The 22,932-nt window shown below is 66.2% G+C and carries 19 protein-coding genes and 1 tRNA gene; 9 read left to right on the top strand and 11 right to left on the bottom strand.

Annotation, left to right across the window (positions count from 1 at the left end; translation table 11 throughout):
- Positions 1 to 33: 33 nt before the first annotated feature.
- From AC6BOR_RS11650 to AC6BOR_RS11665, 4 genes are all read right to left on the bottom strand, one after another.
- Positions 34 to 1,314 carry a phospholipase effector Tle1 domain-containing protein gene (locus tag AC6BOR_RS11650; RefSeq protein WP_498058580.1) on the bottom strand — a complete coding sequence of 427 codons (1,281 nt, stop codon included), beginning with the start codon at positions 1,312 to 1,314 and terminating at the stop codon, positions 34 to 36.
- Positions 1,315 to 1,387: 73 nt separating this feature from the next.
- A tRNA-Thr gene (locus tag AC6BOR_RS11655) sits at positions 1,388 to 1,462 on the bottom strand.
- Positions 1,463 to 1,496: 34 nt separating this feature from the next.
- The gene (locus AC6BOR_RS11660) at positions 1,497 to 2,582 is read right to left on the bottom strand and encodes a succinylglutamate desuccinylase/aspartoacylase family protein (RefSeq protein WP_498058581.1); all 1,086 of its coding nucleotides are present in this window, start codon (positions 2,580 to 2,582) and stop codon (positions 1,497 to 1,499) included.
- Positions 2,582 to 2,860, bottom strand: coding sequence for a BolA family protein (locus tag AC6BOR_RS11665; RefSeq protein ID WP_498058582.1), 279 nt, complete (start codon positions 2,858 to 2,860; stop codon positions 2,582 to 2,584). Before AC6BOR_RS11665 ends, AC6BOR_RS11660 begins: the two co-directional genes overlap by 1 nt.
- 190 nt (positions 2,861 to 3,050) lie before the next feature.
- Between AC6BOR_RS11665 and AC6BOR_RS11670 the strand changes: the two genes are divergently transcribed.
- The 6 genes from AC6BOR_RS11670 (at position 3,051) to AC6BOR_RS11695 (ending at position 9,548) form a co-directional block, all read left to right on the top strand.
- The gene (locus AC6BOR_RS11670; protein WP_243375694.1) at positions 3,051 to 3,494 is read left to right on the top strand and encodes a J domain-containing protein; all 444 of its coding nucleotides are present in this window, start codon (positions 3,051 to 3,053) and stop codon (positions 3,492 to 3,494) included.
- Between the two features lie 5 nt (positions 3,495 to 3,499).
- Positions 3,500 to 4,486, top strand: coding sequence for a cobaltochelatase subunit CobS (gene cobS / locus AC6BOR_RS11675; RefSeq protein ID WP_086117816.1), 987 nt, complete (start codon positions 3,500 to 3,502; stop codon positions 4,484 to 4,486).
- A 3-nt stretch (positions 4,487 to 4,489) separates the two neighbouring features.
- Positions 4,490 to 4,954 (top strand): DUF3291 domain-containing protein, encoded by a 465-nt coding sequence (locus tag AC6BOR_RS11680; RefSeq protein WP_498058583.1) that lies wholly within the window; start codon positions 4,490 to 4,492, stop codon positions 4,952 to 4,954.
- Complete coding sequence (cobT, locus tag AC6BOR_RS11685; RefSeq protein ID WP_498058584.1) at positions 4,947 to 6,812, top strand: cobaltochelatase subunit CobT; 1,866 nt, start codon at positions 4,947 to 4,949, stop codon at positions 6,810 to 6,812. The genes AC6BOR_RS11680 and cobT overlap by 8 nt, the downstream gene beginning before the upstream one ends.
- 74 nt (positions 6,813 to 6,886) lie before the next feature.
- A complete protein-coding gene (locus tag AC6BOR_RS11690) occupies positions 6,887 to 8,863 on the top strand; it encodes a CHASE2 domain-containing protein (RefSeq protein ID WP_498058585.1) in 1,977 nt (658 codons plus the stop codon).
- Positions 8,850 to 9,548 carry a hypothetical protein gene (locus AC6BOR_RS11695; RefSeq protein WP_498058586.1) on the top strand — a complete coding sequence of 233 codons (699 nt, stop codon included), beginning with the start codon at positions 8,850 to 8,852 and terminating at the stop codon, positions 9,546 to 9,548. Before AC6BOR_RS11690 ends, AC6BOR_RS11695 begins: the two co-directional genes overlap by 14 nt.
- Positions 9,549 to 9,554: 6 nt before the next feature.
- Here AC6BOR_RS11695 and AC6BOR_RS11700 read toward each other — a convergent pair whose 3' ends face one another.
- Complete coding sequence (locus AC6BOR_RS11700) at positions 9,555 to 10,532, bottom strand: aspartyl protease family protein (RefSeq protein WP_498058587.1); 978 nt, start codon at positions 10,530 to 10,532, stop codon at positions 9,555 to 9,557.
- 210 nt (positions 10,533 to 10,742) lie between these two features.
- On the opposite strand from AC6BOR_RS11700, the gene AC6BOR_RS11705 reads away from it, so the two are divergent.
- The gene (locus AC6BOR_RS11705) at positions 10,743 to 11,318 is read left to right on the top strand and encodes a TMEM165/GDT1 family protein (protein ID WP_498058588.1); all 576 of its coding nucleotides are present in this window, start codon (positions 10,743 to 10,745) and stop codon (positions 11,316 to 11,318) included.
- Between the two features lie 248 nt (positions 11,319 to 11,566).
- Here the strand turns inward: AC6BOR_RS11705 and AC6BOR_RS11710 are convergent, their stop codons facing one another.
- The 5 genes from AC6BOR_RS11710 to AC6BOR_RS11730 all read right to left on the bottom strand — a co-directional run bounded on the left by AC6BOR_RS11710 (position 11,567) and on the right by AC6BOR_RS11730 (position 18,335).
- Positions 11,567 to 12,763, bottom strand: a complete 1,197-nt coding sequence (locus AC6BOR_RS11710; RefSeq protein WP_498058589.1) for a CaiB/BaiF CoA transferase family protein — start codon at positions 12,761 to 12,763, stop codon at positions 11,567 to 11,569.
- Positions 12,760 to 14,649: a hydantoinase B/oxoprolinase family protein gene (locus AC6BOR_RS11715; RefSeq protein ID WP_498058590.1), complete on the bottom strand. Its 1,890-nt coding sequence runs from the start codon at positions 14,647 to 14,649 to the stop codon at positions 12,760 to 12,762. Before AC6BOR_RS11715 ends, AC6BOR_RS11710 begins: the two co-directional genes overlap by 4 nt.
- A 21-nt stretch (positions 14,650 to 14,670) precedes the next feature.
- Entirely contained in the window at positions 14,671 to 15,198 is a 528-nt protein-coding gene (locus tag AC6BOR_RS11720; RefSeq protein WP_498058591.1) for an SRPBCC family protein, read from the bottom strand.
- A 159-nt stretch (positions 15,199 to 15,357) separates the two neighbouring features.
- Entirely contained in the window at positions 15,358 to 17,394 is a 2,037-nt protein-coding gene (locus AC6BOR_RS11725; RefSeq protein ID WP_498058592.1) for a hydantoinase/oxoprolinase family protein, read from the bottom strand.
- Positions 17,391 to 18,335 carry a hydroxymethylglutaryl-CoA lyase gene (locus AC6BOR_RS11730; protein ID WP_498058593.1) on the bottom strand — a complete coding sequence of 315 codons (945 nt, stop codon included), beginning with the start codon at positions 18,333 to 18,335 and terminating at the stop codon, positions 17,391 to 17,393. The genes AC6BOR_RS11725 and AC6BOR_RS11730 overlap by 4 nt, the downstream gene beginning before the upstream one ends.
- A gap of 62 nt (positions 18,336 to 18,397) precedes the next feature.
- On the opposite strand from AC6BOR_RS11730, the gene AC6BOR_RS11735 reads away from it, so the two are divergent.
- Complete coding sequence (locus AC6BOR_RS11735; protein ID WP_498058594.1) at positions 18,398 to 19,036, top strand: isochorismatase family protein; 639 nt, start codon at positions 18,398 to 18,400, stop codon at positions 19,034 to 19,036.
- On the opposite strand, the gene AC6BOR_RS11740 is transcribed toward AC6BOR_RS11735, so the two are convergent.
- Positions 19,003 to 19,659 (bottom strand): GntR family transcriptional regulator, encoded by a 657-nt coding sequence (locus AC6BOR_RS11740; protein WP_498058595.1) that lies wholly within the window; start codon positions 19,657 to 19,659, stop codon positions 19,003 to 19,005. The two genes, AC6BOR_RS11735 and AC6BOR_RS11740, sit on opposite strands and share 34 nt — an antisense overlap.
- A 164-nt stretch (positions 19,660 to 19,823) precedes the next feature.
- On the opposite strand from AC6BOR_RS11740, the gene AC6BOR_RS11745 reads away from it, so the two are divergent.
- A complete protein-coding gene (locus AC6BOR_RS11745) occupies positions 19,824 to 22,385 on the top strand; it encodes a TonB-dependent receptor (RefSeq protein WP_498058596.1) in 2,562 nt (853 codons plus the stop codon).
- The last annotated feature ends 547 nt before the right edge of the window (positions 22,386 to 22,932 follow it).

A 22,932-nucleotide genomic window follows, 5' to 3' on the forward strand; every position in this document is an offset into this window, starting at 1 on the left:
AAGAAAAGAGCGGGGGATTGCGTAGGCTGGTGATCAATTGGTCGGTGAGGGTGGTGCCGGGTCTGCCACCACCACCAGCTGGCAATGTGGCTGGTCTGGCCGAAACGTGGCTCTGCCGCTTGCAGTTGCAAAGCAGTCCGGAAACAGGTTTGCCCAATCCAGCTCGTGCTGGGCGCGTGGCCGTTCGGCAAGGTTCTGGACCACCGAACTGTGCACCTTGATGCGGCCAGCGTTGTAGAGACGATCGATGGTGCGCTGGCGAACGGCGAGCGTGCGGGGGATGGGTTTGCCGATTGGCTTGGTGGCATCATATCCGTTGCCCGACACATCGGCAGGATTGGCGGGAAACGGTCCAATCCCGGCCAGAAGATCGACTGTGCCAGGCTGTGCCAGCATCCAGTTCAGCGTGACACCGCCGAGCCGGCGCTTGGCATAGTCGCCGGCTTCGCTGCCACCCACGTCGCTGTGGGCGCCGGTGAACCACATTTCTTCCACCCGCGCATCGATGCCGCCTGTGCCCGGGCCTTGCGGACAATCGGCGAGCAGATGCGCCCCCGTCAGCAGCACTGGGCGATAAACGGTGGCACGGTTGTCATCAGCGGCGACAGCGTGGGCCGCGCGTTCCACGTTGCACAGTTGATCGCCATAACGGGTGTTGGGCAGATCCACGAGGGCCGGATCGTCGGTGGGGTCGCCCAGAGCCTCCACCGTGTCCCACAGGCCCATGAACGTGATGGGCACATGGGCCTGCAGTGGTGGATAGCGTCGGCGCGCTGCCGCCCTCCTGGCATTGTCCATGCGCGTGGCAGCCGTGGCCTTGCGCTGCTTCACCGCGTCAAACAGCACATCGGCCATGGCAAGCGCGCGCTGCTGGTCGGTCACCGGTTGCGCGGGCAAGCCGGCATGTTGCAACAGGCTCGCCAAGACGCGTGCGCTGTAGGCGCCGCGGCTGAATCCGAAGATGGCGATGCGGTCACCGGGGCGCCAGCGCTGCAACAGCCAGGCATAGGCCTGGCGGACCCGGTAGCTGATGCCCCAGCCGGTGGCAGCACCAATCAGGCGATAGCCGGTGCCAATCCCTTCGATGTAGAAAGCTGCGGTGTCGGTTGCTCCGGCGGCGGTGCGGGCTGTGACCACCGCATGATAGAGTTTGTGGACGTTGGTGTTGCTGGCCTGATCGTTTCGGGTGCCATCGAGAAACACGAGCAAGGTGCGCGGCTGGGCCGGATCGCCTGGTGGTGGATCAAACAGCTGCGGGCTGGGCCCAAAGGCAGACAAGAAAAACCAGACGCCCAGCAGCCAAAGATATCGCATCACCCATCCCCGAAGCTGTCACTGTGGCCCCAAGAGCGGGGCGGAGCAAGTGCACGAGCGGATGGAGAAAATCTGGTGCCGGCTGAGGGGATCGAACCCCCGACCTTCGGTTTACAAAACCGCTGCACTACCGCTGTGCTAAGCCGGCCCGGTTGCGGGATTAGCGACTTGCCGGCTTGCGTTCAACAGCCGTTTGCGCAGGCCGGATCGGGCGACCACCAGGTGATGCGGGCGATGCTGGTGCCCTGATCGGTGCGGGGATCGGTGGCGATCATGTTGATGCGGCCATCGACCGGGCTGGTGACGGTTTCGATCAGGCGCCCGAAGGCGTCGCGGATCTCGGCGATCGGCTGGTCTTTCTTCACTGCAGCGCCCAGCGGCAGCAGCAGCCGGGCCCAGCCGGCCTTCGTGGCGCGGGCGGGCATCAGATCATTGGCGACAAACAGGCTGGCCGGCGGTGGGGTCACCTTGCCGGGCAGCATCTTCAGCTCGCGCATCAGGTTGGTGAGGCCGGCTTCGGCGCGGGCGATCATCACGTCGTCGAACATCTCGGGCCGGCCCAATTCCAGGGTGATCGCCGGCACGCCATCATCGGTCAGGGTGTTTTCCACCGTGCCCTTGTCCCCCTTGTCCATCTTGATGATGTCGGGTCCGACCAGTTCGGCCATGCGCCGCGTGCGGGCGTTGGAGGCAAAGACATACATCATGTAGGCGGTGCCGCGCGACTGGGTGTGGAGATCAACGGCGGTATCGGCATTGGGCCGAATCAGGCGGTTCCACAGCCGGCCGGCGAAATCGGCGACCGTGTTGCCGCCTTCCTTGCCGGGCATTTCGCGGTTGAGATTGGGGGCGCTGCGGCCCCAATCGGGCGTGAACTGGCGGGCCGACTGCATCAGGCCAGGCGGGTTGAGGCCGGGGACCATGACCAGCGTGCCCGACAATCTGGCGGGGTCGACCGTGGCGGCCAGCCGGTGCAGCACGGCGATGCCATTGAGTTCATCGCCGTGGATGCCGGCGGTGAGCATCAGGCGCGGGCCGGGTGTGGCGCCCTTCACCACCACCACTGGCACCAGCCAGGGCTGGCCCACCGGGCTGGCGCCGGCGCGGAACCAGAAGCGCTGCAGCTGGCCGGCGGGCAGATCGGCGACATCGAGGCGATCGATGATGGGCACGGCATCGAGGCTGCCTATGCTTTCGGTGGCAGCCAGCGCCGGGGCAGCCAACAGCAGGGCAAGCATGGTGGCGATGGTGGCGGCCGCCGCGCGCATCAGCCTTCCCCCGGTGCCGCAGCGATGATGCGCAGCGCGTGGATGCGATCGGGGGCGACAAGATCGCCCAGTGCGGCATAAACGGCGCGTTGCCGGGCGATGCGCGACTGGCCGGCAAAGCTGGCGGCCGTCAGCCTGACGGTGAAATGCGATTCGGCGTCATCGCCGCGGTGGCCGGCGTGGCCGCGATGCTGGTGGCTGTCGTCGATCACCTCCAGGCTGTGTGGCGCCAGCGCGGCGGTGAGACGCGCGTGGATTTCTGCGGCAACCTTGCCCATATGCACTCCTTTGCCGGCCGTTATAGACCGGCTGAAACAAAGGGACACCGTCATTTCCGAGCCAAATGCCAGACGCCCCAATCGGTGGCACGGGCGGGTTGAACAGGCCCAGCCGCAGGCCTGTGCCTGGCCGGGCTGTGGCGAGGCGGGGGAATTTCGCGCGCCGCGATCGAACAAGGTGCCGGGCGATGTGGGCGGCTGGCAGTTTCTGTGCCTTGAACATGTGCGTGCCTTCAACGCCGGTTACAATTATTTCGACGGGATGAGCGTGGACGAGATCCACGCCGCGCAATCACCGATGGCCGGCTGGGTGCAGGACATGGTGCGGGGCAAGCCGGCCTTCACCATCGGCGATCCGCACGAGCTGTTCAGCGGCAAGGGCCCGGCGCGGCCGAAACCGCCACCCGGCAAATGGGCGGCGCCCGGTGATGCCAAGGCACTGGGCGCGCTGGGGCTGGACCGCAATGCCAGCCCCGCCGATATCCGCCGCGCCTATCGCGCGCTGGTGCGCCGATACCACCCTGACAGCAATGGGGGGGACCGGTCACACGAAGGAAAGTTGCAGGCGGTGGTCAACGCCTTTACGCACCTGAAATCCGCTGCCGGATACAAGATGGAGTCGAACAAGACGTGAGCGAGATGCACGAAACCCGCCCGGTGGCCCTTTCCGCGCCCGACACCACGGTGGACGCCCGCGAGGTGTTCGGGGTCGATATCGACATGGCGGTGCCGGCCTTTTCCATTGCCGATGAACGCGTGCCGGATCTGGACCCGTCGTACGTGTTCGATCCCGACACGACGCTTGCCATCCTGGCCGGCTTTGCCCACAACCGCCGGGTGATGGTGCAGGGCTATCACGGCACCGGCAAATCCACCCATATCGAGCAGGTGGCGGCGCGGCTGAACTGGCCGTGCATCCGCATCAACCTCGACAGCCATATCAGCCGCATTGACCTGATCGGCAAGGATGCCATCGTGCTGAGGAACGGCACGCAGGTGACCGAGTTCCGTGAAGGCCTGCTGCCATGGGCGCTGCAGACGCCAACGGCGCTGGTGTTCGACGAATATGATGCCGGCCGCCCCGACGTGATGTTCGTGATCCAGCGCGTGCTGGAAGTGGAAGGCAAGCTGACCCTGCTTGACCAGAACCGGGTGATCCGGCCCAACCCGTGGTTCCGGCTGTTTGCCACCGCCAACACCGTGGGCCTGGGGGACACCAGCGGGCTTTATCACGGCACGCAGCAGATCAACCAGGGCCAGATGGACCGGTGGAGCATCGTCACCACGCTGAATTATCTGCCGCACCACACCGAAACCGCCATCGTGGTGGCCAAGGTGAAGCAGTTTGACAGCGATGCTGGCCGCAAGACTGTGGCCAACATGGTGCGCGTGGCCGACATGACACGGTCGGGCTTCATCGGCGGCGATATTTCCACGGTGATGAGCCCGCGCACGGTGATCACCTGGGCCCAGAATGCGGTGATCTTTGGCTCCGTGGGCTTTGCCTTCCGCCTGTCGTTCCTGAACAAGTGCGACGAGGCGGAGCGCAGCATCGTGGCCGAATATTATCAGCGCGTGTTCGGCGAGGAATTGCCGGAAAGCGTGGCGGCGAAGGCGAAGCGGTAACGCATGTCGGGCTGGCAGCTGGCGCAGATCAACATCGGCACCATGGTGGCGCCCAAGGGCGATCCCATGGTGGCCGAATTTTATGCCGCGCTGGATGCCATCAACGCCATCGCCGATGCCAGCCCCGGCTTTGTCTGGCGGCTGCAGGACGAGGCGGGCAACGCCACCGATATCCAGGCGACGCCCGATCCCAAGCTGTTGGTCAACATTTCGGTGTGGACCGATCTCGATAGCCTGTCGGCCTTTGTTTATCGCAGCAGCCATGCCGGCATCATGCGCCAGCGCCGGCAATGGTTTGTGCCGTTCGATGGCGCGTTTCAGGCGCTGTGGTGGGTGCCCGCCGGCCACCGCCCGGACGTGATGGAAGGGCTGGCGCGGCTGTGGCTGCTGGACCGTTATGGCCCCAGCCAGCAGGCCTTTGGTTTCAAGACGGCGTTTGCGCCGCCAGAAGGGGCCAGCCATGGCTGATCCGAACCCGATCGAGGATTTCCGCCAGGCGGTGGCCGCGACCATGCGGGCCATGGGCCATGCGCCCGACATGGAATTGGCCTATACCGCCGACAAGCCGGGCTGTTTCGGCGATCAGGCGCGGGTGCCGCAGCCGGCGCGCGCGTTGCCGGCCGAGCAGGTGGCCGAAGTGCGCGGCTGGGCCGACAGCTTCGCGCTGAAGCGGCTGCACCATGATCCCAGGGTGCATGCCGCCGATCAGCCCGATGCGGGGCTGGCGCGCGATATCTGGAACGCGGTGGAGCAGGCGCGGTTCGAGGCGCTGGGCGCCAACGAAATGGCCGGCGTCGCCCGCAACCTTGACCGGATGACCGAGCAGCGGCTGCGCACCGATCCGATCGTGCGCGCCCGCACCGCCGATGAAGTGCCGTTGGCCACCGCCATCAGCCTGATGGTGCGTGAGCGGCTGACCGGTGCCGCGGTGCCGCGCGTGGCACAACAGGCCGTCGACATGGTGCGCGGCCATATCGAGGCGCAGGCCGGCAGCCATCTGGATGCGTTGGCGGCATCGATGGGCGATCAGGCGCAGTTCGGCCAGATGATGCGCCATGTGCTGGCCGATCTGGGCCTGGCCGCCGATCCCGAAGAGTCCAGCGACGAGACTGAGCAATCGGATGACGGTGCCGAGGAGGAACAGCCCGGCGAGGACAATGAGGAGAACCAGGAGGACGACGGCGGCGGCAGCGAGCAATCGACCGAGACCCGCGCCGAAGAGTCCAGCGATGCACCCGAGGATGCCGAGCAACGCGAGGTGGAGATGGACACCGACGAGGTGTCTGACGCCGAGATGGGCGACGAGGGCCATGAGGGCATGATGCCATGGCGGCCGAACATGCCATTGAGCGACCTGCCGCCGGATTTTGACTACAAGCCCTATCTCACCAAGTTTGACGAGGTGGTGGGTGCCGCCGACCTGTGTGACGATGAGGAATTGACCCGGCTGCGCGCCTATCTGGACCAGCAGCTGATCCCGCTGCAATCGGCGGTGACCAAGCTGGCCAACCGGTTGCAGCGCCGGCTGATGGCGCAGCAGAACCGCAGCTGGGATTTCGACCAGGAGGAGGGCCTGCTGGATGCCGCACGGCTGGTGCGCATCGTCACCAACCCGGCCCATGCCCTCAGCTACAAGATCGAACGCGACACCGATTTCCGCGACACGGTGGTGACGCTGTTGATCGACAATTCGGGTTCGATGCGCGGCCGGCCGATTTCCATCGCCGCAATCTGCGCCGATATCCTGGCCCGCACGCTGGAACGCTGCGCGGTGAAGACCGAGATTCTGGGCTTCACCACCCGCGCCTGGAAGGGTGGGCAGAGCCGCGAGGCGTGGCTCGCCGCCGGCCGGCCGGCCAAGCCGGGGCGGCTCAATGATCTGCGCCACATCGTGTACAAGCAGGCCGATGCGCCATGGCGGCGGGCGCGCAAGAATCTGGGCCTGATGATGCGCGAAGGCCTGCTGAAAGAGAATATCGACGGCGAGGCGCTGCTGTGGGCGCACGAGCGGCTGTTAGCGCGGCCCGAAGACCGGCGCATCCTGATGGTTATCTCCGATGGCGCGCCGGTGGATGATTCCACCCTGTCGGTGAACAGCGGCAATTATCTGGAGCGGCACCTGCGCGCCGTGATCAAGCAGATCGAGACGCGGAGCCCGGTTGAGCTGATCGCCATCGGCATCGGCCATGATGTGACGCGCTATTATGCCCGTGCTGTCACCATCATGGATGCCGAGCAGCTGGGCGGCACCATCATCGAAAGCCTGGCCGGGCTGTTTGACGTGGATGGTGCCGGAAAGGGCAAGGGACGCGGGCGCCGGCGCTGAGCCTTGGGTGAGGGCTGGCGCTGATGGCCGGCCGTCGCCTATGATGCCCGCGATTTGCCAGCCACAGGGGGTGCATGGCCAACCGGATTGCCACGATGCGCCGCGCGATCGCCACGGCCGGGCCGCTGCGCCTGTCGGCGACGCTGCTGGTGCTGGGGCTGGCGCTGGCAATCGCGCGCTTCAGCTGGAACCTGCCGCTGGCATTGTCGGCCGAACGGGGCCTCTATGATGTGCGGGTGGATCTGACTGCGCCGCGCGTGGACCAGGATCCGCGCGTGGTGCTGGTGGTGTTCACCGAGGAGACGCTGACCGCCACCGGCAAGCGGTCGCCGCTGGACCGCACCATGCTGGCGCGGGCGCTGACAAACATCGATGCGCTGGACCCGCGCGCCATCGGCGTTGACATCTTGATCGACCAGCCGCAGCCGGAAGACCCGGTGCTGAAGGCGGCGCTGCTGGGCATGAAGACGCCGACATTCTTTGGCTTTTCCAGCAATGCCGAGAATGGCGAGTTCGTCATGCCCTGGCAGGAAGCGCATATGCGCCGGTTTTTCGGCAGCGTGGCATCCGCGCCGGTGCGCACCGCCAACATCCGGCTGGATGTGGACAATGACAATGCCTGGCGGCAATGGCCCAACCCGGCGCAGCGGCCGCCGCCGCTGCTGGTCAATGCCATCACCGGGGTGAAGGGCTATGACCGGCATAAGGGATCGGCGATCTTTCGCAAAGCCCTGTTTGCCGACCGGCCTGTGTTTGCCTCCCTGCCGGTGGACCTGTTTGGCAATGCCGAAACGGCGGCCGCGCTGAAGGATGCGATTGCCGGCAAGATCGTGCTGATCGGCGCCGATCTGCCGGAGGCGGACCGGTTCATCACGCCCTTCACCCGCCTGTCGGGCAAGACGACGCCGGGGGTGGAGCTGCACGCCGTGCTGATCGCCCAGGCGCTGGATGGCAGCGATTTCAAGCGGCTGCCCGGCTGGGTGATCTGGGGGCTGGCGATCCTGGCGGTGGCACTGGGCGCGGTGACCGGCGGTTTTGACCTGGGCGCGCGCCTGCTGGGGCCGTTCGTGCTGGCCGAAATCGGTCTCTTGGGCTGGTTGCCCTATGGCCTGCAGGGGGCGGGTTTTGACACTTATGGCCTGCCCTGCGCCGGGTTGGGCGTGGGCTGGCTGCTGGCCTTGATGGCGGCCAGCACCACGGCGCGCATCGTGGGGGCGGAACAGCGCAAGTTCGCGCAAGGGGCGCTGGGCAAATATCTGCCGCGCGACGTGGCGCAGCAGATCCTGGCCGAGCCGGAACGGCTGCAGTTGAGCGGCGAGCGGCGGCCGATCTTTGCGCTGTTCACCGATATCGAAGGCTTCACATCGATGTGCCAGAGCCAGCCGCCGGAGGTGGTGGCGTCCACGCTGAACGCCTATCTTGATGCGATGAGCGACGTGGTGCTGAAGCATGGCGGCACCATCGACAAGTTCGTTGCCGATGCCGTGGTGGCCTTTTGGGGGGCGCCGATTGCCCGGCCCGACGACGCGCAGCGTGCGCTGGCCTGCGCCGTGGAAATGGCGCAGGTGGGCGAACGCTTCAAGGTGGCTGCCGAAGGCCGCGAAGCCATGGGCCGCACCCGTGTTGGCCTGCACTGGGGCGATGTGGTGGTGGGCAATTTCGGCGGCGAAGGCCGTATCCAGTACACCGCGCTGGGCGATTCGATGAACGTCGCGGCGCGGCTGGAAGGCGCCAACAAGTCGCTGAAAACCGCCGCGCTGGTGAGCGGGGAGGCGGCGACCCAGATGGGGCTGGAGCATTTCCGCCCCATGGGCCGGGTGCGGGTGCGCGGCCGGCAGAAGCCGATCGAGGTGTATGAACCGCTGGGCGCCGGCGATGCGGTGCAAGACAAGATTTTTGCCGGGCTTTATGCCGCCTTCGAGCGCGGCGATGCCAGCGCGCTTGACGCCCTCAGGCAGCGTTCAGCCGCTGCACCGCAAGACAAGGCGCTCGCGTATCTGATACAACGCATGGAACAGGTGGGACCGGGAGGCGTATATGATCTCGATTAAATCGGCTGTGGCGATGGCGGTGGCACTGGTGGCGAGCACAGCGCTGGCTGGCCCGCTGGTGGTGCGCGCTGCCGGCCCGTCGGCCGCCAGCTTCAAGCCCGGCCAGCGGCTGGGTGATGGCCCGATCAGCCTGAAGGCCGGCGATTCGATCGTGGTGCTGGATGCCAAGGGCACGCGCAGCTTTTCCGGCCCCGGCAGCTTCAGCCTGGCCGCGCCCAGCGCCGTGGCGCAGGAGGTGGCGTTCAGCGACCTGTTGGTGCAGAAGCCCGCCCGCCGCGCCCGCATCGGGGCGGTGCGCGCCGGCGGCCAGGACCAGGGCCCGCCCACCCCGCCCGGCGTGTGGGCGCTGGACACCCGCGCCAGCGACACGGTTTGCGCCATCGATCCGGCCAATATCGCGCTGTGGCGCGCCGATACGACGGCCGCGCAGACGGTGACGGTGACCCGCGACGATGGTGCAACGGCCAGCGTGATGTTCGGCATTGGCCAGGCGCTGGCAACGCTGCCGGCGCTGGTGGCCGGCAAGGCCGGGGCGCTGACCATCAGCGGCGGCAAGACCCCGGTGACGCTGACCGTGAAACAGATTGCGGCGGCGGCCGATGTCGAGGCACTGGGCGCCGCGCTGATCGAAGCTGGCTGCCAGAGTCAGTTTCAGCGGCTGGCGACCAACACGCTGCAGAACTGAAGCGCCCTAATAGCGCTGGCTGACAAAGCCGCCCGGGGTGGCATCCGCCCTGAGGGTGAAGCGCACTTTGCGGTTGCGGAAATCCAGGCTGACACGGCGGAAACTGGACAGAAGATCAGAGCCGAGGAAGATCGCCGGTGTGTCGGTGAGGCCGAACAGGGCAAAGGGCGGCGCATCGGCAAAGGCGATCACCACATTGTTGAGGGTGAGGCCGCCAATGCGGACATTGTCGAGCCGGATCGCCTCGGCCTTCAGCGTTTGGCCGGTGACTGACAGAAGTTCGATATCCTCCATCCCCTTGGGGCGACCGGCGCCGAACAGCCGTTGCCGCAGCGCACTGTTGCCAAGCGTCACCTCGCTGCCGGTATCGATCACGGCAGACACGTTGCGCCGGTCAATCGCCGCCTGGGTGATGATCAGCTGGCCCTTGCGGCGGCGGGCGGTGACCAGGATTTCATTGCCGTTGGCGACATAGGGCGTTCGCGAATCCTGCACGGTGATGGTGCGCTTGTCGAAATCCAGCATCAGCCGCTGATCGGCCAGCGCATCGATGCCGATCAGGCCATCCGCGCCCAGATGCCGGGCCGACAGTGCCGGCGCGATGATCGGGCCGATTTCGGACGTGCCAAGCGTGAGCGCCGCCACTTCCACTGTTTCGACATCGCGCACACCTGCCATGCCCTGCACGCGCACCGGTTCGCCCTGGGGCAGATTCAGCCGCAATGCGAGGCCATCGCTGACCACCGACCGGTCTGCGCCCGAATCAACGAGGAAGCGGTGTGGCCCGGTGTCGTTCACCTTCACATCGATGAACATGCGTTTTTTCAGCTGTTCGGCGGCCAGTGCCTCTCCAAGGATCTCGAGACTGTTGTCGATGACAGCGGGGGCAATGCGATTGGCCCCGGGTGCAGGCGGGGCGGTTGGGGTGGCGGGGGCAGCAACAGCCGCCACGGCGCCGGCCAGCAGCAGATGGATCAGGGGCATATACGCATTGTGCGCCGTGGACGGCCGGCGGGCAAGCTGCTATCGCTGCTTCCGTCAATCGGGGAGTAGCCCCCAATCGGCGTCACCAACACACTTGGCCGGCCTGGCCATGGTGACGCAAGCTTCCAGTGGAAGCGGGCAAGACCGTTGGCGCTGTGGCCGCATCCGGCGGGCCATGGCGTCAGCCGTGTCTGCCGGGGGAGTGATGACATGACCGACAGTCTGGGGATCATCGGCACGGCCACGGGCCTCGTCGCGCTGGCCGAAGTGGGCGACAAGACACAATTGCTGTCGATCATGCTGGCGGCGCGCTTCCGCCGGCCATGGCCGATCATTGCCGGGGTGCTGGCGGCAACGCTGGCCAATCACGCGCTGGCGGCGTGGGCCGGCGCGGCGCTGGCCGGCTGGTTCAGCGGCCCAGGGTTCCGCATCGCGGTTGGCCTGGGGTTTGTCGCCACGGCGCTGTGGGTGCTGGTGCCGGACAAGGCGGATGATGCTCCGCCGGTGAGCCGCGGCGGCGTGTTCCTCACCACCGCCATCGCCTTTTTCGTCGCCGAGATCGGGGACAAGACCCAGATCGCCACCATCGGGCTGGGCGCGCAGTTCCACGATGTGGCCGCCGTCACCATCGGCACCACGCTGGGCATGCTGCTGGCCAATGTGCCGGCGGTGTTCCTCGGCGACCGCGTGTTGCGCCTGGTGCCGATGGCGGCGGTGCGGGTGCTCGCCGCGCTGCTGATGGCCGGGCTGGGCGCTGTGATGCTGTGGCAGGCGATCAGGCCGTGAACGCATGAATATCGCCCCCCCGTGATGGCCCGGAGACGCCAAATCGACGTTGGAGGGGCAAAGCCCCCTCACAGCAAGCCGACTGGCGACGTCGATTTGGCGTCTCCGGGCCACCTCAGGCGGGATTTTCAGGCCCGATGCAGCGCTCGCTGCGCCTGGGCGGTAGCGCCGCTACCGCCGCTGCGCTTGCTCACTCGCCTCGGGCCTGAAAATCCCGTCCCAGAGGGCGATATTCACGCGTTCACGGCCTAGATAATCCCGCGCGCCTTGAGATCAGCCAGCGCGGCATCATCGAGGCCGAGCAGCTCGCCATAGACATCGTCATTGTCCTGCCCGATGGATTCCGGCGCGCGGCGGCGGACATTGCCGGGCGTTGCCGACAATTTGGGGAAGACATTCTGCATCTTCACCTCGCCCCAGCGCGGGTGCGGCACGCCGATGATGGCATCGCGGGCCTGGAAATGGGGATCGTCCAGCATGTCCTGCGGGCGATAGAGGCGGCCGGCCGGAACGCCGGCGGCGACCATCTTGTCTTCCAGTTCCTGAACGGTCAGCGTTTTCGTCCATTCGCCGATCAGCGCATCCAGCTCTTCCTGGTGCCGGCCGCGCGCGACATGGTTCACATAGCGCGGATCGCTGGCCAGCTCGGGGCGGCCCATGGCCTCGCACAGGCGGCCGAACACCGTGTCCTGATTGGCGCCGATCAGATATTCGCCGTCCTTGCAGGGATAAACATTGCTGGGCGCGATGCCGGGCAGCACCGAGCCGGAGCGTTCGCGGACATAGCCGGAGGCGACATATTCCGGCACCAGCGATTCCATCACCTGCAGCACCGCCTCATACAGGGCGGAATCGACGATCTGGCCCTTGCCGGTGGCATGGCGGTGGTTGAGGGCGGCGAGCGCGCCGAGCGCGCCATAGGTGGCAGCCAGACTGTCCCCGATGGAGACGCCCATGCGGCTGGGCGGCCGGTCGGGATCGCCAACGATGGCGCGCCAGCCGCCCATCGCCTCGCCAATGCCGCCAAAGCCGGCGCGCGACGAATAGGGGCCGGACTGGCCATAGCCGGAGACGCGCACGATGATCAGGCCGGGGTTCAGTGCGTGCAGGGTTTCCGGCGCGAGGCCCCATTTTTCCAGCGTGCCGGGGCGAAAATTCTCGATGAGGATATCGGCCTTGGCGATGAGGTCGCGCGCCAGTTGCTGGCCTTCGGGCAGGCGCAGGTTGCAGGACACGGCGCGCTTGTTGCGGGCCACAACCTCCCACCACAGCGGATAATCGCCGCGACCCCACACGCGCATCGGATCGCCCTGGCCGGGCGGTTCCAGCTTGATGACATCGGCGCCCATGTCGCCCAGCAATTGCCCGCAGAAGGGGCCGGCGATCAGCTGGCCCATTTCGACGACCTTGATGCCGGCCAGCGGCCCGGTGGCGGCGCTGCTCATTCCGCGGCCTCGGCAAAATGCCAGACCGGCGGCTTGGGCGCCGGCAAGCCGGTTTCGGCTTCGCAGGCAGCGCGCAGCTGCTCCACGGTGCCGCCACGGTTGAAGATGGCCGGTTCGGCCGGCTGGGCCGCCGCCAGTTCGGCGCGCAGGGCAGCGGTTGCCGCCTCGTCGATCGTGCCATCGGCATCGGCGACCACGCCATAGGCCCGGGCCCCGGCGACGCTGACCAGACCCTGGCGGATTTCGAGGCCGACCAGCGCCGGATCACGCTCCAGCGGGTTGCCCCAGCCGCCGCCGCCCCAGGTGATGAAGTGCAGCTGGTCGCCGGCCTCCACATCCAGGCTGTCGAGCTTGTTGGCAACGATGGTCTGGGTGCCATCGGCCTTTTCAAGGATCTTGCGGGCGCGGCTGCCCGGTTCGCCGCCATTGACGCCCCAGGGATAGGTGAACCAGCGATCATCATGGATCGAAACCGTGCCGGCCGACAGGAACCGGTAGGACATCAATATGCCATTGCCGCCGCGGAACTTGCCGGCCCCGCCGGTATCGGCCAGCGCTTCATAGCGTTCAATGCGCAGCGGGAAATAACGCTCCAGAAACTCGTTGGGCACGTTGGTGAAGCCGGGCCACAGCGAATGGCCATCGGGGCCATCGCCAAACGGCTTGCCGGGAATGCCGCCAAAGCCGATCTGGAACAGCTGGAACCATTCACCATTTTTGCCCGCGCGCTGGTCACGGCCGGAATACATGAGGTGGGGCGAGGAGGAGAAGCCGGCGGCGCAGAGGAATTCCGGCGTGCGCTGGCCAAGCAGCGCGCCCAACAGATCAAAGATGCGGCCGAGCGCATGGGTACGGCCCGACAGGGCGGCGGGATAGCGCGGTTTCAGCAGCGAGCCTTCGGGGATCTTCACCTCGATCAGGTCATAGAAGCCATCGTTGAACATGATCTGCGGATCGAAGACCATGATCATGTAAATGCCGAAGAACATCTTGAACATGTTCTCGTTGAGGTAGAAATTGATCGCAGCGTCCGACTGTGGATCGGTGCCGTCGAAATCCAGCACCACCTTGTCGCCCACGCGCTGCATGGTGCACTTGATCTTGTAGGGGCCATAGCCCACGCCATCATCGCAGACGAAATCCTCGAAGCTCACCTTGTCGGTGGAGACGGAGGAGGCGATCAGCGCCTTCATGGCACGATGGTTGCGGGCGAGGAGCGCGTCCATGGCGGCGACCACTTCATCCTCGCCAAAGCGGGCGCACATTTCATCGATGCGGCGGGCGGCCACCCGGCAGGAGGCGATGAGCGCGTTCAGATCGGCCGCGCACCAGTCCGGCTTGCGGGTCTGGTGCATGATCAGCTTGATCAGATCCTCGTTATACTCGCCCTTCTTCCAGATCTTCACCGGCGGGATGCGCACGCCTTCTTCAAAGATCGAGCGCGCGTCGATCGGCATGGAACCGGCGACCTTGCCGCCAATGTCGCTCTGGTGGCCGAACATCGCCGTCCACGCCACCAGCCGGCCGGAGCGATAGACCGGCAGCAGCACCAGCCAGTCGTTGCTGTGCGAAATCGCGCCTTCGCAGGAATAGGGATCGGAGAGGAAGATCATGTCCCCCTCCTCGATGGTGCCGTCCCAGCCCTTCAGGAAGCCATCGATGAAGCTGCCGAACTGGCCGACGATCATCTTGCCCGCCGGATTGGCGATCATCGGGAAGGCATCGCCCTGTTCGCGGATGCCGGGCGACATGGCGGTGCGCACCAGCGTCGCGTCCATCTCGATGCGGGCGTTGCGCAGCGCATTCTCGATGATGTCGAGCGTGACCGGGTCGATCGCCTTGGCCGCGAACGGCTGCGGATTGGTTTCGATGATGCGGGCGGGCATGGGACAGTCCTTCAACCAGGGCTATTTGGGTTTGCCGGTGGTGGCAAAGTTCACGAGCCGGCTGAAACCGGCGCTCATCACGAAATCCACCGGACCGGCCAGCGCATCCAGCTTCTGGGCCGGGCTGCCGCCGATGCGATAGGTCATCTTCAGGCGGGTGCCGCCGGCTTCGGGCTTCAGCGCGATATCAAGGATGGCGCCCACCGGCAGCGATTGCAGCGGGCCAAAGCCGCCCGACAGCCGCAACAGCCCCGGCGGCATCACCGTGAGCACGGTCGCGTGGGTGGTGCTGCCACCGGGCCAGCGCTCCATCAGAGCGCCACCGGCCTGGGGTTCAAGGATGATGGCGCCCGGCCTGCCGCTGTAGCTGTGGGCCGGATCCCACCAGCTGCTCCAGCTGGTCACGGCAGCCCATAGCTTGTCGGCCGGCAATGGTACCAGCGCTTCGTTCACCGAGACAAAGCCGTCCGCACCGCTGGATTCCAGCCGGGCAGCGGCCGGCGCGGCCGACAGGGCAGCGGCCATGGCGGCGATCATCATTGTCTTCATCAGCGTCCTCCCCAGATGGTGGAGAGGAAAGCATCCGCCAACAGCAACCAGCCCGCAAGCAGGACCATGCCGCGTTCCCACCGGCTGGCGGAGCGGTTCAGGGCCCTGGCGGCCGGGCGCCGCGCGCGGGGATGGCGGTCGGGCATCAGGCCAGCATCCTCACGCCGGGGTGATCAGCAGATTGCCGAAATCATCGACGCTGGCGATGTGGCCATTGTGGACCAGCGTCGTGGAGTCCATTTCGGTGATCACCGCCGGGCCGGGCACGATATCGCCAGCGCGCAGCTTGGACCGGTCATAGATGGCGGCGGCGCGGGCCTGGCCGTCCATCCACACCTCGTGGTCGCGCACGCGGGCGGCGGTTGGATTGCCATCCCCCTTGGCGATACGTTCGGCCGAGACATTTGCGGCCCTGCCCAGCGCCACGACGCGGATGTTGACCAGTTCCTGCGGCACCGAAAGATTGAAGGTGAACAATCGCTTGTGCTCGGCATCGAAGCGTTCGGCGAGGCTGGCGATGGTGGAGCCGGGCGGCGAATAGAGCGGTACCTCAAAGGCCTGGCCGGCATAGCGCAGGTCGATCTCGACCCGGATTTCCACTTCGCTGGCGGCAACGCCCTCGGCCGCCAGTTCACCGCTGGTCTGGGCGATCAGCTCCTCGATTACCGCGCCAACCTCGGCATCATTGGTCTGGGTGACGAGGCGGTTGAAGCTGCGCTGGGCGTCGACACGCAGGCGGGTTGTGGCATCGCCATAGGCGCAGAGCACGCCGGGCGAGGGCGGGATGATCACCGGCCAACTGCCCATCAGCATGCCCATGGCATTGCCGTGCAGCGGGCCGGCGCCGCCGAAGGCCATCAGCGCGAAATCGCGCGGATCATAGCCCTGCTGCACGGACACGAGCCGCAGCGCGCCGAACATCGTCTCGTTGACGATGGCGATGATGCCGGCCGCGGCTTCGAACAGGGACAGGCCAAGCGCGTCGGCCACAGTCTGCACCGCGCGCTTCGATGCGTCGCGATCCAGTTTGAAAGTGCCGCCGAGCAGATTCTCGGGCAGATAGCCGAGCACCACATTGGCATCGGTGACGGTGGGCAGTTCGCCGCCGCGGCCATAGGCGGCCGGGCCGGGCACCGCGCCCGCCGATTGAGGGCCGACGCGCAGCGCCTTGGTGAGTTCCGGCACGGTGGCGATGGAGCCGCCGCCGGCACCGACCGTCTTCACATCAAGGCTGGAGGCGCGGACGGTGAGGTGGCCCACGCTGGTTTCGCGGCGCAGGCGCGGCTGATAATCCTCGATCAGGGCGACATCGGTGGAGGTGCCGCCCATGTCGAGCGTCAGCACGTTGGGGAAACCGGCGTTCTTGGCGATCCACACCGCACCGGCCACACCGCCGGCCGGGCCAGACATCAGCAGGTTCACCGGGGCCGTCCGGCTCTTCTCTGCCGACATCAGGCCGCCATCCGACCGCAGCAGGTTCAGCTTGGCGGTGGTGCCCCAATCCTTGAGCGCGTTTTCGAGATTGCCGACATAGCGCGACACGGTGGGGCGCACCGCGCTGTTGGCCACGGTGGTGAGCGCGCGTTCATACTCCTGCATTTCGGGCAGGATATCGGCCGACAGCGAGATCGGCAGGCCGGGCATTTCCTCGGCGCAGATTTCGGCGATGCGGCGCTCGTGCGCATCGTTGAGATAGGAGTTCATCAGGCAGACGGTGATGGCCTCCACCTTTTCCTCGGCCAGGCGCTTCAGGCTCTGGCGCAATGCCGCTTCATCGAGCGGGCGGACGATGGCGCCATCGGCACCGATCCGCTCATCGGCTTCGATCGTGGCTTCCAGCGGCGCCATCGGTGTGGGCTTGGGCCAGACGATCCAGGCGGCGAGGCCACCGGGCACGAGGCTGCGGGCGATCTGCAGTATGTGGCGATAGCCTTCGGTGACGATCAGGCCGACGCGGGCGATCTTGTGTTCCAAAACAGCGTTGGTGGCGACCGTGGTGCCGTGCAGGAACAGCGACAGATCGGCCGCCGAAATGCCGGCCTTGGCGGCCAGCTGGCGGGCGCCGGCGATCACCGCTTCGGAGGGATCATGCGGGGTGGAGGGCACCTTGTCGCGTACGGCGCGGCCGGTTTCCTCGTCGATCACGATCAGGTCGGTGAAAGTGCCGCCGACGTCGACTCCAAGACGATAGCTCACGATGTTGCTCCGGTGGGAATGGGGCGCGCGACGAAATCGCCGGCCTTGCCCGCCCGGCTGGGCAGGGTCCGGCCCATGATGGTGGCAAACCAGGCGTTGGCGGCGAGGGTGGTTTCCAGATCAAGGCCATGGTCGATGCCCGACCGGCCAAAAAGATAGAGCAGCTCTTCGGTGCCGACATTTCCGGCGGCACCCGGCGCGAACGGACAGCCGCCCAGGCCGCCAAGCGCCGAATCAAAGGTGCGGCAGCCAGCCTGATAACCGGCCCAGGCATTGGCCGGTGCCAGGCCCCGGGTGTCGTGCAGGTGCAGGCGGATCGGGATGGGGGCGATGGCTTCGATCACCCGCTCGGTCAATTCGCCGACCTGGGATGGCACGCCGACGCCAATCGTATCGGCCAGCGCGATTTCCTGGGCGCCGGCATCGGCCATGCGGCGGGCCAGATCGATGACGCGGTCTGCGGGCACCGGGCCTTCATAGGGGCAACCGAAAGCGGCGCTGACGGTGACCTGGGCAAACAGGCCGGCGGCCTTGGCCTTGGCCAGCATGGCGGTGTTGGCGGTGATGCCATCGGCGATGCTCTGGCCCTGGTTGACGATGCCGAACGTGTCGCTCGCCACCAGCACGCAGCCGGCTTCGTCCAGCGGGCGGCGGCCATCCAATGTGGCGATGGCACGATCAACGCCGCGTTCGTTGAGGCACAGGCCGATATAGCGCACGCCCGGCGCATCAGGCAGGCCGGCGATCACCGCCTCCCCATCGGCCATCTGCGGCACGCGGCGCGGATTGACGAAGCTGGCCACCTCGATGCGGCGGGCGCCCATGGCCACCAGCCGCTCGATCAGGGCGATCTTGTTGGCGGTTTCCACCAGATTGGCCTCGTTTTGGAGGCCGTCGCGGGGGGAAACCTCGACAATGGTGATGGCGGGGGTGGCGGACATGGGTTTTGTATACAAAGCTGCTGTGCCTCTGTATAGACGGCTTGACAGCGGGAGAGGTTAAGATGGTTGACGCAGGCGCGGATTATCGCAGCGCGGGCTTTGGCCAGGGGCTGGCGCCGGAGGCGCGGCCGGCGCTGTTGATGATCGATTTTGCCCGCGCCTATTTTGCCGCCGGATCACCGCTCTATGCGGGGGTGGAGGCGGTGCGCGACGTGGCGGCGGGCGTGCTGGCGGCGGCGCGGGCGCTGGCCGTTCCGGTGCTGCACACGCGGGTGGAATATGAGCCGGGTGGCGCCAACGGTGGTGTCTTCTATCGCAAGATTGCCGCGCTGCGGGTGTTCGACCGCGGCAGCCCGCTCGGCGATTTCGAGCCGCCGCTGGAGCCCGCGCCCGGCGAGGCGGTGATCACCAAGCAATATCCATCGGCGTTTTTCGGCACCGATCTGGATGCGCGGTTGCGGGCGCTGGATATCGACACGCTGGTGATCTGCGGCCTGTCCACATCGGGCTGTGTGCGGGCCAGCGCGGTGGATGCCATCTGCTGCGGCTATGTGCCGCTGGTGGTGGAGGATGGCGTGGGCGACCGGTTGGACAGCGTGCACGCAGCCAATCTGTTCGATCTGAAGGCCAAGACCGCCGAAATCATGCCGGCCGCCGAAATCATCGCCTATTTCGAAGGGCTTGCAGCGCGGAAGGCGTGAAGCGCGCGGTGGATGTGGGCGGCCATCACGGCGCGCGCCCAATCGGCATCACGCGCCGCAAAGGCTTGAATCAGTTGATCATGTTCATCGGCTGAGCGCTTCAGATCGGCCTTGGCATAGCGGGTGGCGGTGCGCCGCACGATCGGCTGCTCCACCAGGCTGGCCAGCATGGTGGCCAGCCGGGCCGAGGCCGAGGCCCCGATGACGAGATCGTGGAAGCGGCGGTTTTCGGCAAGGAAGCGCGCCACATCGGGTTCATCGGCGGCCACCGCATCGTGCAGGGCCTGGTTGCAGGCCTTCAGCGCGGCGAGGCCATCGGGGCCGAGCCGGCGCGCGGCGCGGGCGGCGGCATGGCCTTCCAGCATGGCGCGCAGGGCAAAGATTTCAGCGACATCGTCCACATCCCAGGCCGCCACCACCAACCGGCCGCCGGGGGTGCGAATGGCATAATGTTCGGCCTCCAGCCGCTTCAACGCCTCACGCACCGGCGTGCGCGACACGCCAACGATATCGGCCAGCGCCTCTTCGCGCAGCGGGGTGCCGGGGCTGGCATCGCCGGCCAGGATCAGGCCGCGGATTTCGGCATAGGCCCGTTCGGATGCTTTGTCGGACGCGGTGGTCATGGCTGTTGGTCCGGACTGGATGGAAAACTGTTGCAAAGCGGTGACGCCCGTCGCCGTTTGCATGGATGTGGCGCATTGGCAGCTTGCCAGCGGACGCTTTTGTATACAAGAGCGGCTGAAGCGCGCGGCAGGGAGTGGTCGCGCACCAACCGGGAGTGGGCAAGATGCAGGATTTCGTGGCCGAAACGGGCAATCAGGTGACCGCGCGCCGCGCACTGGTGACCGCGCTGCTGCTATCGGTGGCCGCCGTTGCGTCGCCGGCCGCCGCCCAGCAGGCCGCCGCCGCCACCGAGGATGCCGGCGACGAGATCATCGTGACGGCTCGCCGCAACAGCGAGCGGCTGGTGGATGTGCCGGCCACCGTTTCGGTGATCACCGCCGAAACGCTGGCCGCCACCGGCACCTTCCGCACCCAGGAAATGGTGCAGCTCACCCCCGGCGTGACCATCGTTTCGGGTTCGGCCGAGGCCGGTGACACCCAGATCAACATCCGCGGCCTCAACGGCGCGCGTGACGCCGAATCGAGCGTGGCGCTGGTGGTCGACGGCATCCTGAAGACCAACACCGCCCAGCTGAACCAGGTGCAGGGCACGCTGCGCCAGGTGGAAGTGCTGAAGGGGCCGCAGGGCGCCATCTATGGCCGCAACGCTGCCGCCGGCGCCATTGTGATGACCACGGTGAAGCCCGGTGACGTGATCGAGGGCGCGCTGCGCGCCAATTATGGCGAACTCGCCACCGGCCAGGCCTTTGGCTATGTCGCCGGCCCGCTCAGCAGCACGGTCGGCTTTGTGGTTTCGGCCAATTACCAGACCACCGACGGCTTCTGGCGCAACCGCTTCCTGGGCAATGCCAAGGTGGTGGATGATCAGCAGAATTATGGCTTTGATGGCCGGCTGGTCGCCAAGCTGAGCGATGCCACCACGCTCGATGTGAAGGCCCGCCACGCCCGCCTGACCGGCGCGTCGATCAACTTCAACGCCAGCTTCCACCTGCCGAACTTTGCCGCGGTGAACCCGGCCTTCTACGAGAATGTGAACAACCGCCAGTTCCAATACTATGGCAATATCCGGCCGACCAATGAGCAGACCACCTGGGAAGCATCGGCCCGCATCGAACATGAGTTCGAAAAGGGCAAGCTGACGGCGTGGACGCTGTTTTCCGATGTGGACCAGTCGCTGACCGCGGACGGCACCTCGGCCGATTTCGCCCGCTATATCAGCAACATCAACAACCCCACCAGCCAGGCGGTGAACAACAAATGCTTCGCCACCACGGCGCAGCTGACCGGCTTTGCGCTGGCGGCGCCCACCTTCATCGGCCAGATCCCGGTGCCGTTCATCTTCGCGCCGGCCAACGGCTCCACCTTTGGCGCCTATAGCCCGACCACCTGCGACGGCACCCAGCTGCAGACCCGCAAGCAGAAAGATGTCTCGGCCGAAATCCGCTATGCCAGCACGCTGGATGGCCCGCTCAACTGGTCGGTCGGCCTTTATTATCTGAACATCCGCCGCGAAACCGGTGTCAGCCTGGGCGCCGATCTGGGCCAGGGCGTGTCGCCCACGCTCTACAACGCGCCGGGTTCGAGCAACCCGACCAGCCAGCTGTTCAACGACCGGTTCAACACCGATGTCTATGCCGCGTTCGGCACCGTGGACTGGAAGGCCACCGATGCCTTCACCGTGGGCCTGGCCATGCGCTATGACATTGAACGCCGCCGCGCCACCAATCTGGTGCCGCTGGTGAATGATCCGATCACCGGCGCCCGCATCAACCCGGGCCAGGCCAATGGCGCCATCCCGCCGGCCGCCAACACGTTCAAGCAGCTGCAGCCCAAGATCACCCTGGGGTACAAGCTGAATGACGACACCAACCTGTTCGCCAACTGGGGCGTGGGCTTCAAGTCGGGCGGCTTCAACAACCAGGGTTCGGCCGCCATCGTCGCGCAGAATTTCAACAACGGCGTGACCGTGGGCACCATCAACGCCGGCGTGCGCATCAACGATCAATATCGCCTGGAACGCTCGTCGGCGTTTGAAGCCGGCATCAAGGGCAGCCTGTTCGACAACCGCATCAGCTATGACCTCGCCGCCTATTACACCCAGGTGCGCGACATGCAGTTCTTCGAATTCTTCGTCGGCGGCTTCGGCCTGCTGCGCGTCGTCTCCAATATCGACCGGGTTGACGTGTGGGGCGCCGAAGCCAATGTTTCGGCCAAGGTGGTCGATGGCTGGACGCTGTTCGCCTCGGGCAACCTCAATGGCAGCGAGATCAAGAAGAACAGCAGCCGGCCCGACACGGTGGGCAACAAGAGCCCCTATACCGCCGATTACACGCTGAATGTCGGCACCCAGGTCAGCCTGCCGGTGACCGATGGGCTGAAGGCCAATTTCCGCGCCGATTATCGCCTGACCGGCCCGACCTGGTTCCACAGCGTGCAGAACCAGGAAAAGCCGACCCTGTTCAGCGGCCTGCTGCCGATCTCCGCACTGGCGCTGCCCGCCGTGGTGGGCAACGCCCGCTATGACGTGACGCGCCGCAACGCCTTCGGCATCGTCAACCTGCGCGCCGGCATCGAAGGCAAGAACTGGACCGCGTCGGTGTTCGCCAACAACCTGCTCGACAAGCAGTGGCTGAACGAAGTCATCCCCGCCATCGAATTTGGCGGCTCGTTCATCTCGCCCGGCCAGCGCCGCGTGATCGGGGCTGAAATCGGCTTCAGGTTCTGATATCGTCTCCAGTGTGCTGCCTCCCCCCGGGGCAGCCACTCTGGCGGGGAGGGCCCGCCCGGCCCCTCGCTCCACCCCCACCCAGGAGCGAGGGGCCGTTTGCGTTTGGGGGGTGGCGTTGCTGGGGAAGCCGTTTGGTATAGACCGATAAGAGCCTCCGGCGGGCAGGGGCGAGGCTCCTGCACCCGTTCGTTCTCGAGTGCGCTGTTGGCAGGTGAGTCCGGTTGTGGCCCAAATTCAGACATCAATGTGCTTGGCGAGTAATGCCGTTACCGGAAGACATATGTGCAGATGCCTTTAGAAAGCCTGTGGGCCAAGAGCGAACCGACAGCTTTGGAGCCCGAAGGGCGATGCGGACTTCGGCGGCATAGTTTGTCAGGACGACGAAAAGGAAGCGAGAAAGGCTAATCAAGCCACACCGAGCTGCGAGGTGATCACCTCCAGACTCAGACCATAGTTTCCGGTCCAGTGAAACATAAAGCCGCTGAGTTCTTTGTAACCGCGAGCCTCGCCCACTCGCGCGACGGCGAGGAGCGTCCAGAACAGT

The organism is Sandarakinorhabdus sp. FBCC-B8862 (assembly GCF_059745315.1).

What these genes read in the sequence shown, in the direction of transcription:
- cobS (WP_086117816.1), top strand. Translation starts at nt 3,500, where the DNA reads ATGCACGAAACCCGCCCGGTGGCCCTTTCCGCGCCCGACACCACGGTG.
- AC6BOR_RS11715 (WP_498058590.1), bottom strand. Translation starts at nt 14,649, where the DNA reads ATGCCCGCCCGCATCATCGAAACCAATCCGCAGCCGTTCGCGGCCAAG.
- AC6BOR_RS11745 (WP_498058596.1), top strand. Translation starts at nt 19,824, where the DNA reads ATGCAGGATTTCGTGGCCGAAACGGGCAATCAGGTGACCGCGCGCCGC.
- AC6BOR_RS11710 (WP_498058589.1), bottom strand. Translation starts at nt 12,763, where the DNA reads ATGAGCAGCGCCGCCACCGGGCCGCTGGCCGGCATCAAGGTCGTCGAA.
- AC6BOR_RS11695 (WP_498058586.1), top strand. Translation starts at nt 8,850, where the DNA reads ATGATCTCGATTAAATCGGCTGTGGCGATGGCGGTGGCACTGGTGGCG.
- AC6BOR_RS11660 (WP_498058581.1), bottom strand. Translation starts at nt 2,582, where the DNA reads ATGCGCGCGGCGGCCGCCACCATCGCCACCATGCTTGCCCTGCTGTTG.
- AC6BOR_RS11740 (WP_498058595.1), bottom strand. Translation starts at nt 19,659, where the DNA reads ATGACCACCGCGTCCGACAAAGCATCCGAACGGGCCTATGCCGAAATC.
- AC6BOR_RS11665 (WP_498058582.1), bottom strand. Translation starts at nt 2,860, where the DNA reads ATGGGCAAGGTTGCCGCAGAAATCCACGCGCGTCTCACCGCCGCGCTG.
- AC6BOR_RS11720 (WP_498058591.1), bottom strand. Translation starts at nt 15,198, where the DNA reads ATGAAGACAATGATGATCGCCGCCATGGCCGCTGCCCTGTCGGCCGCG.
- AC6BOR_RS11705 (WP_498058588.1), top strand. Translation starts at nt 10,743, where the DNA reads ATGACCGACAGTCTGGGGATCATCGGCACGGCCACGGGCCTCGTCGCG.
- AC6BOR_RS11700 (WP_498058587.1), bottom strand. Translation starts at nt 10,532, where the DNA reads ATGCCCCTGATCCATCTGCTGCTGGCCGGCGCCGTGGCGGCTGTTGCT.
- AC6BOR_RS11650 (WP_498058580.1), bottom strand. Translation starts at nt 1,314, where the DNA reads ATGCGATATCTTTGGCTGCTGGGCGTCTGGTTTTTCTTGTCTGCCTTT.
- AC6BOR_RS11680 (WP_498058583.1), top strand. Translation starts at nt 4,490, where the DNA reads ATGTCGGGCTGGCAGCTGGCGCAGATCAACATCGGCACCATGGTGGCG.
- AC6BOR_RS11735 (WP_498058594.1), top strand. Translation starts at nt 18,398, where the DNA reads ATGGTTGACGCAGGCGCGGATTATCGCAGCGCGGGCTTTGGCCAGGGG.
- cobT (WP_498058584.1), top strand. Translation starts at nt 4,947, where the DNA reads ATGGCTGATCCGAACCCGATCGAGGATTTCCGCCAGGCGGTGGCCGCG.
- AC6BOR_RS11690 (WP_498058585.1), top strand. Translation starts at nt 6,887, where the DNA reads ATGGCCAACCGGATTGCCACGATGCGCCGCGCGATCGCCACGGCCGGG.
- AC6BOR_RS11730 (WP_498058593.1), bottom strand. Translation starts at nt 18,335, where the DNA reads ATGTCCGCCACCCCCGCCATCACCATTGTCGAGGTTTCCCCCCGCGAC.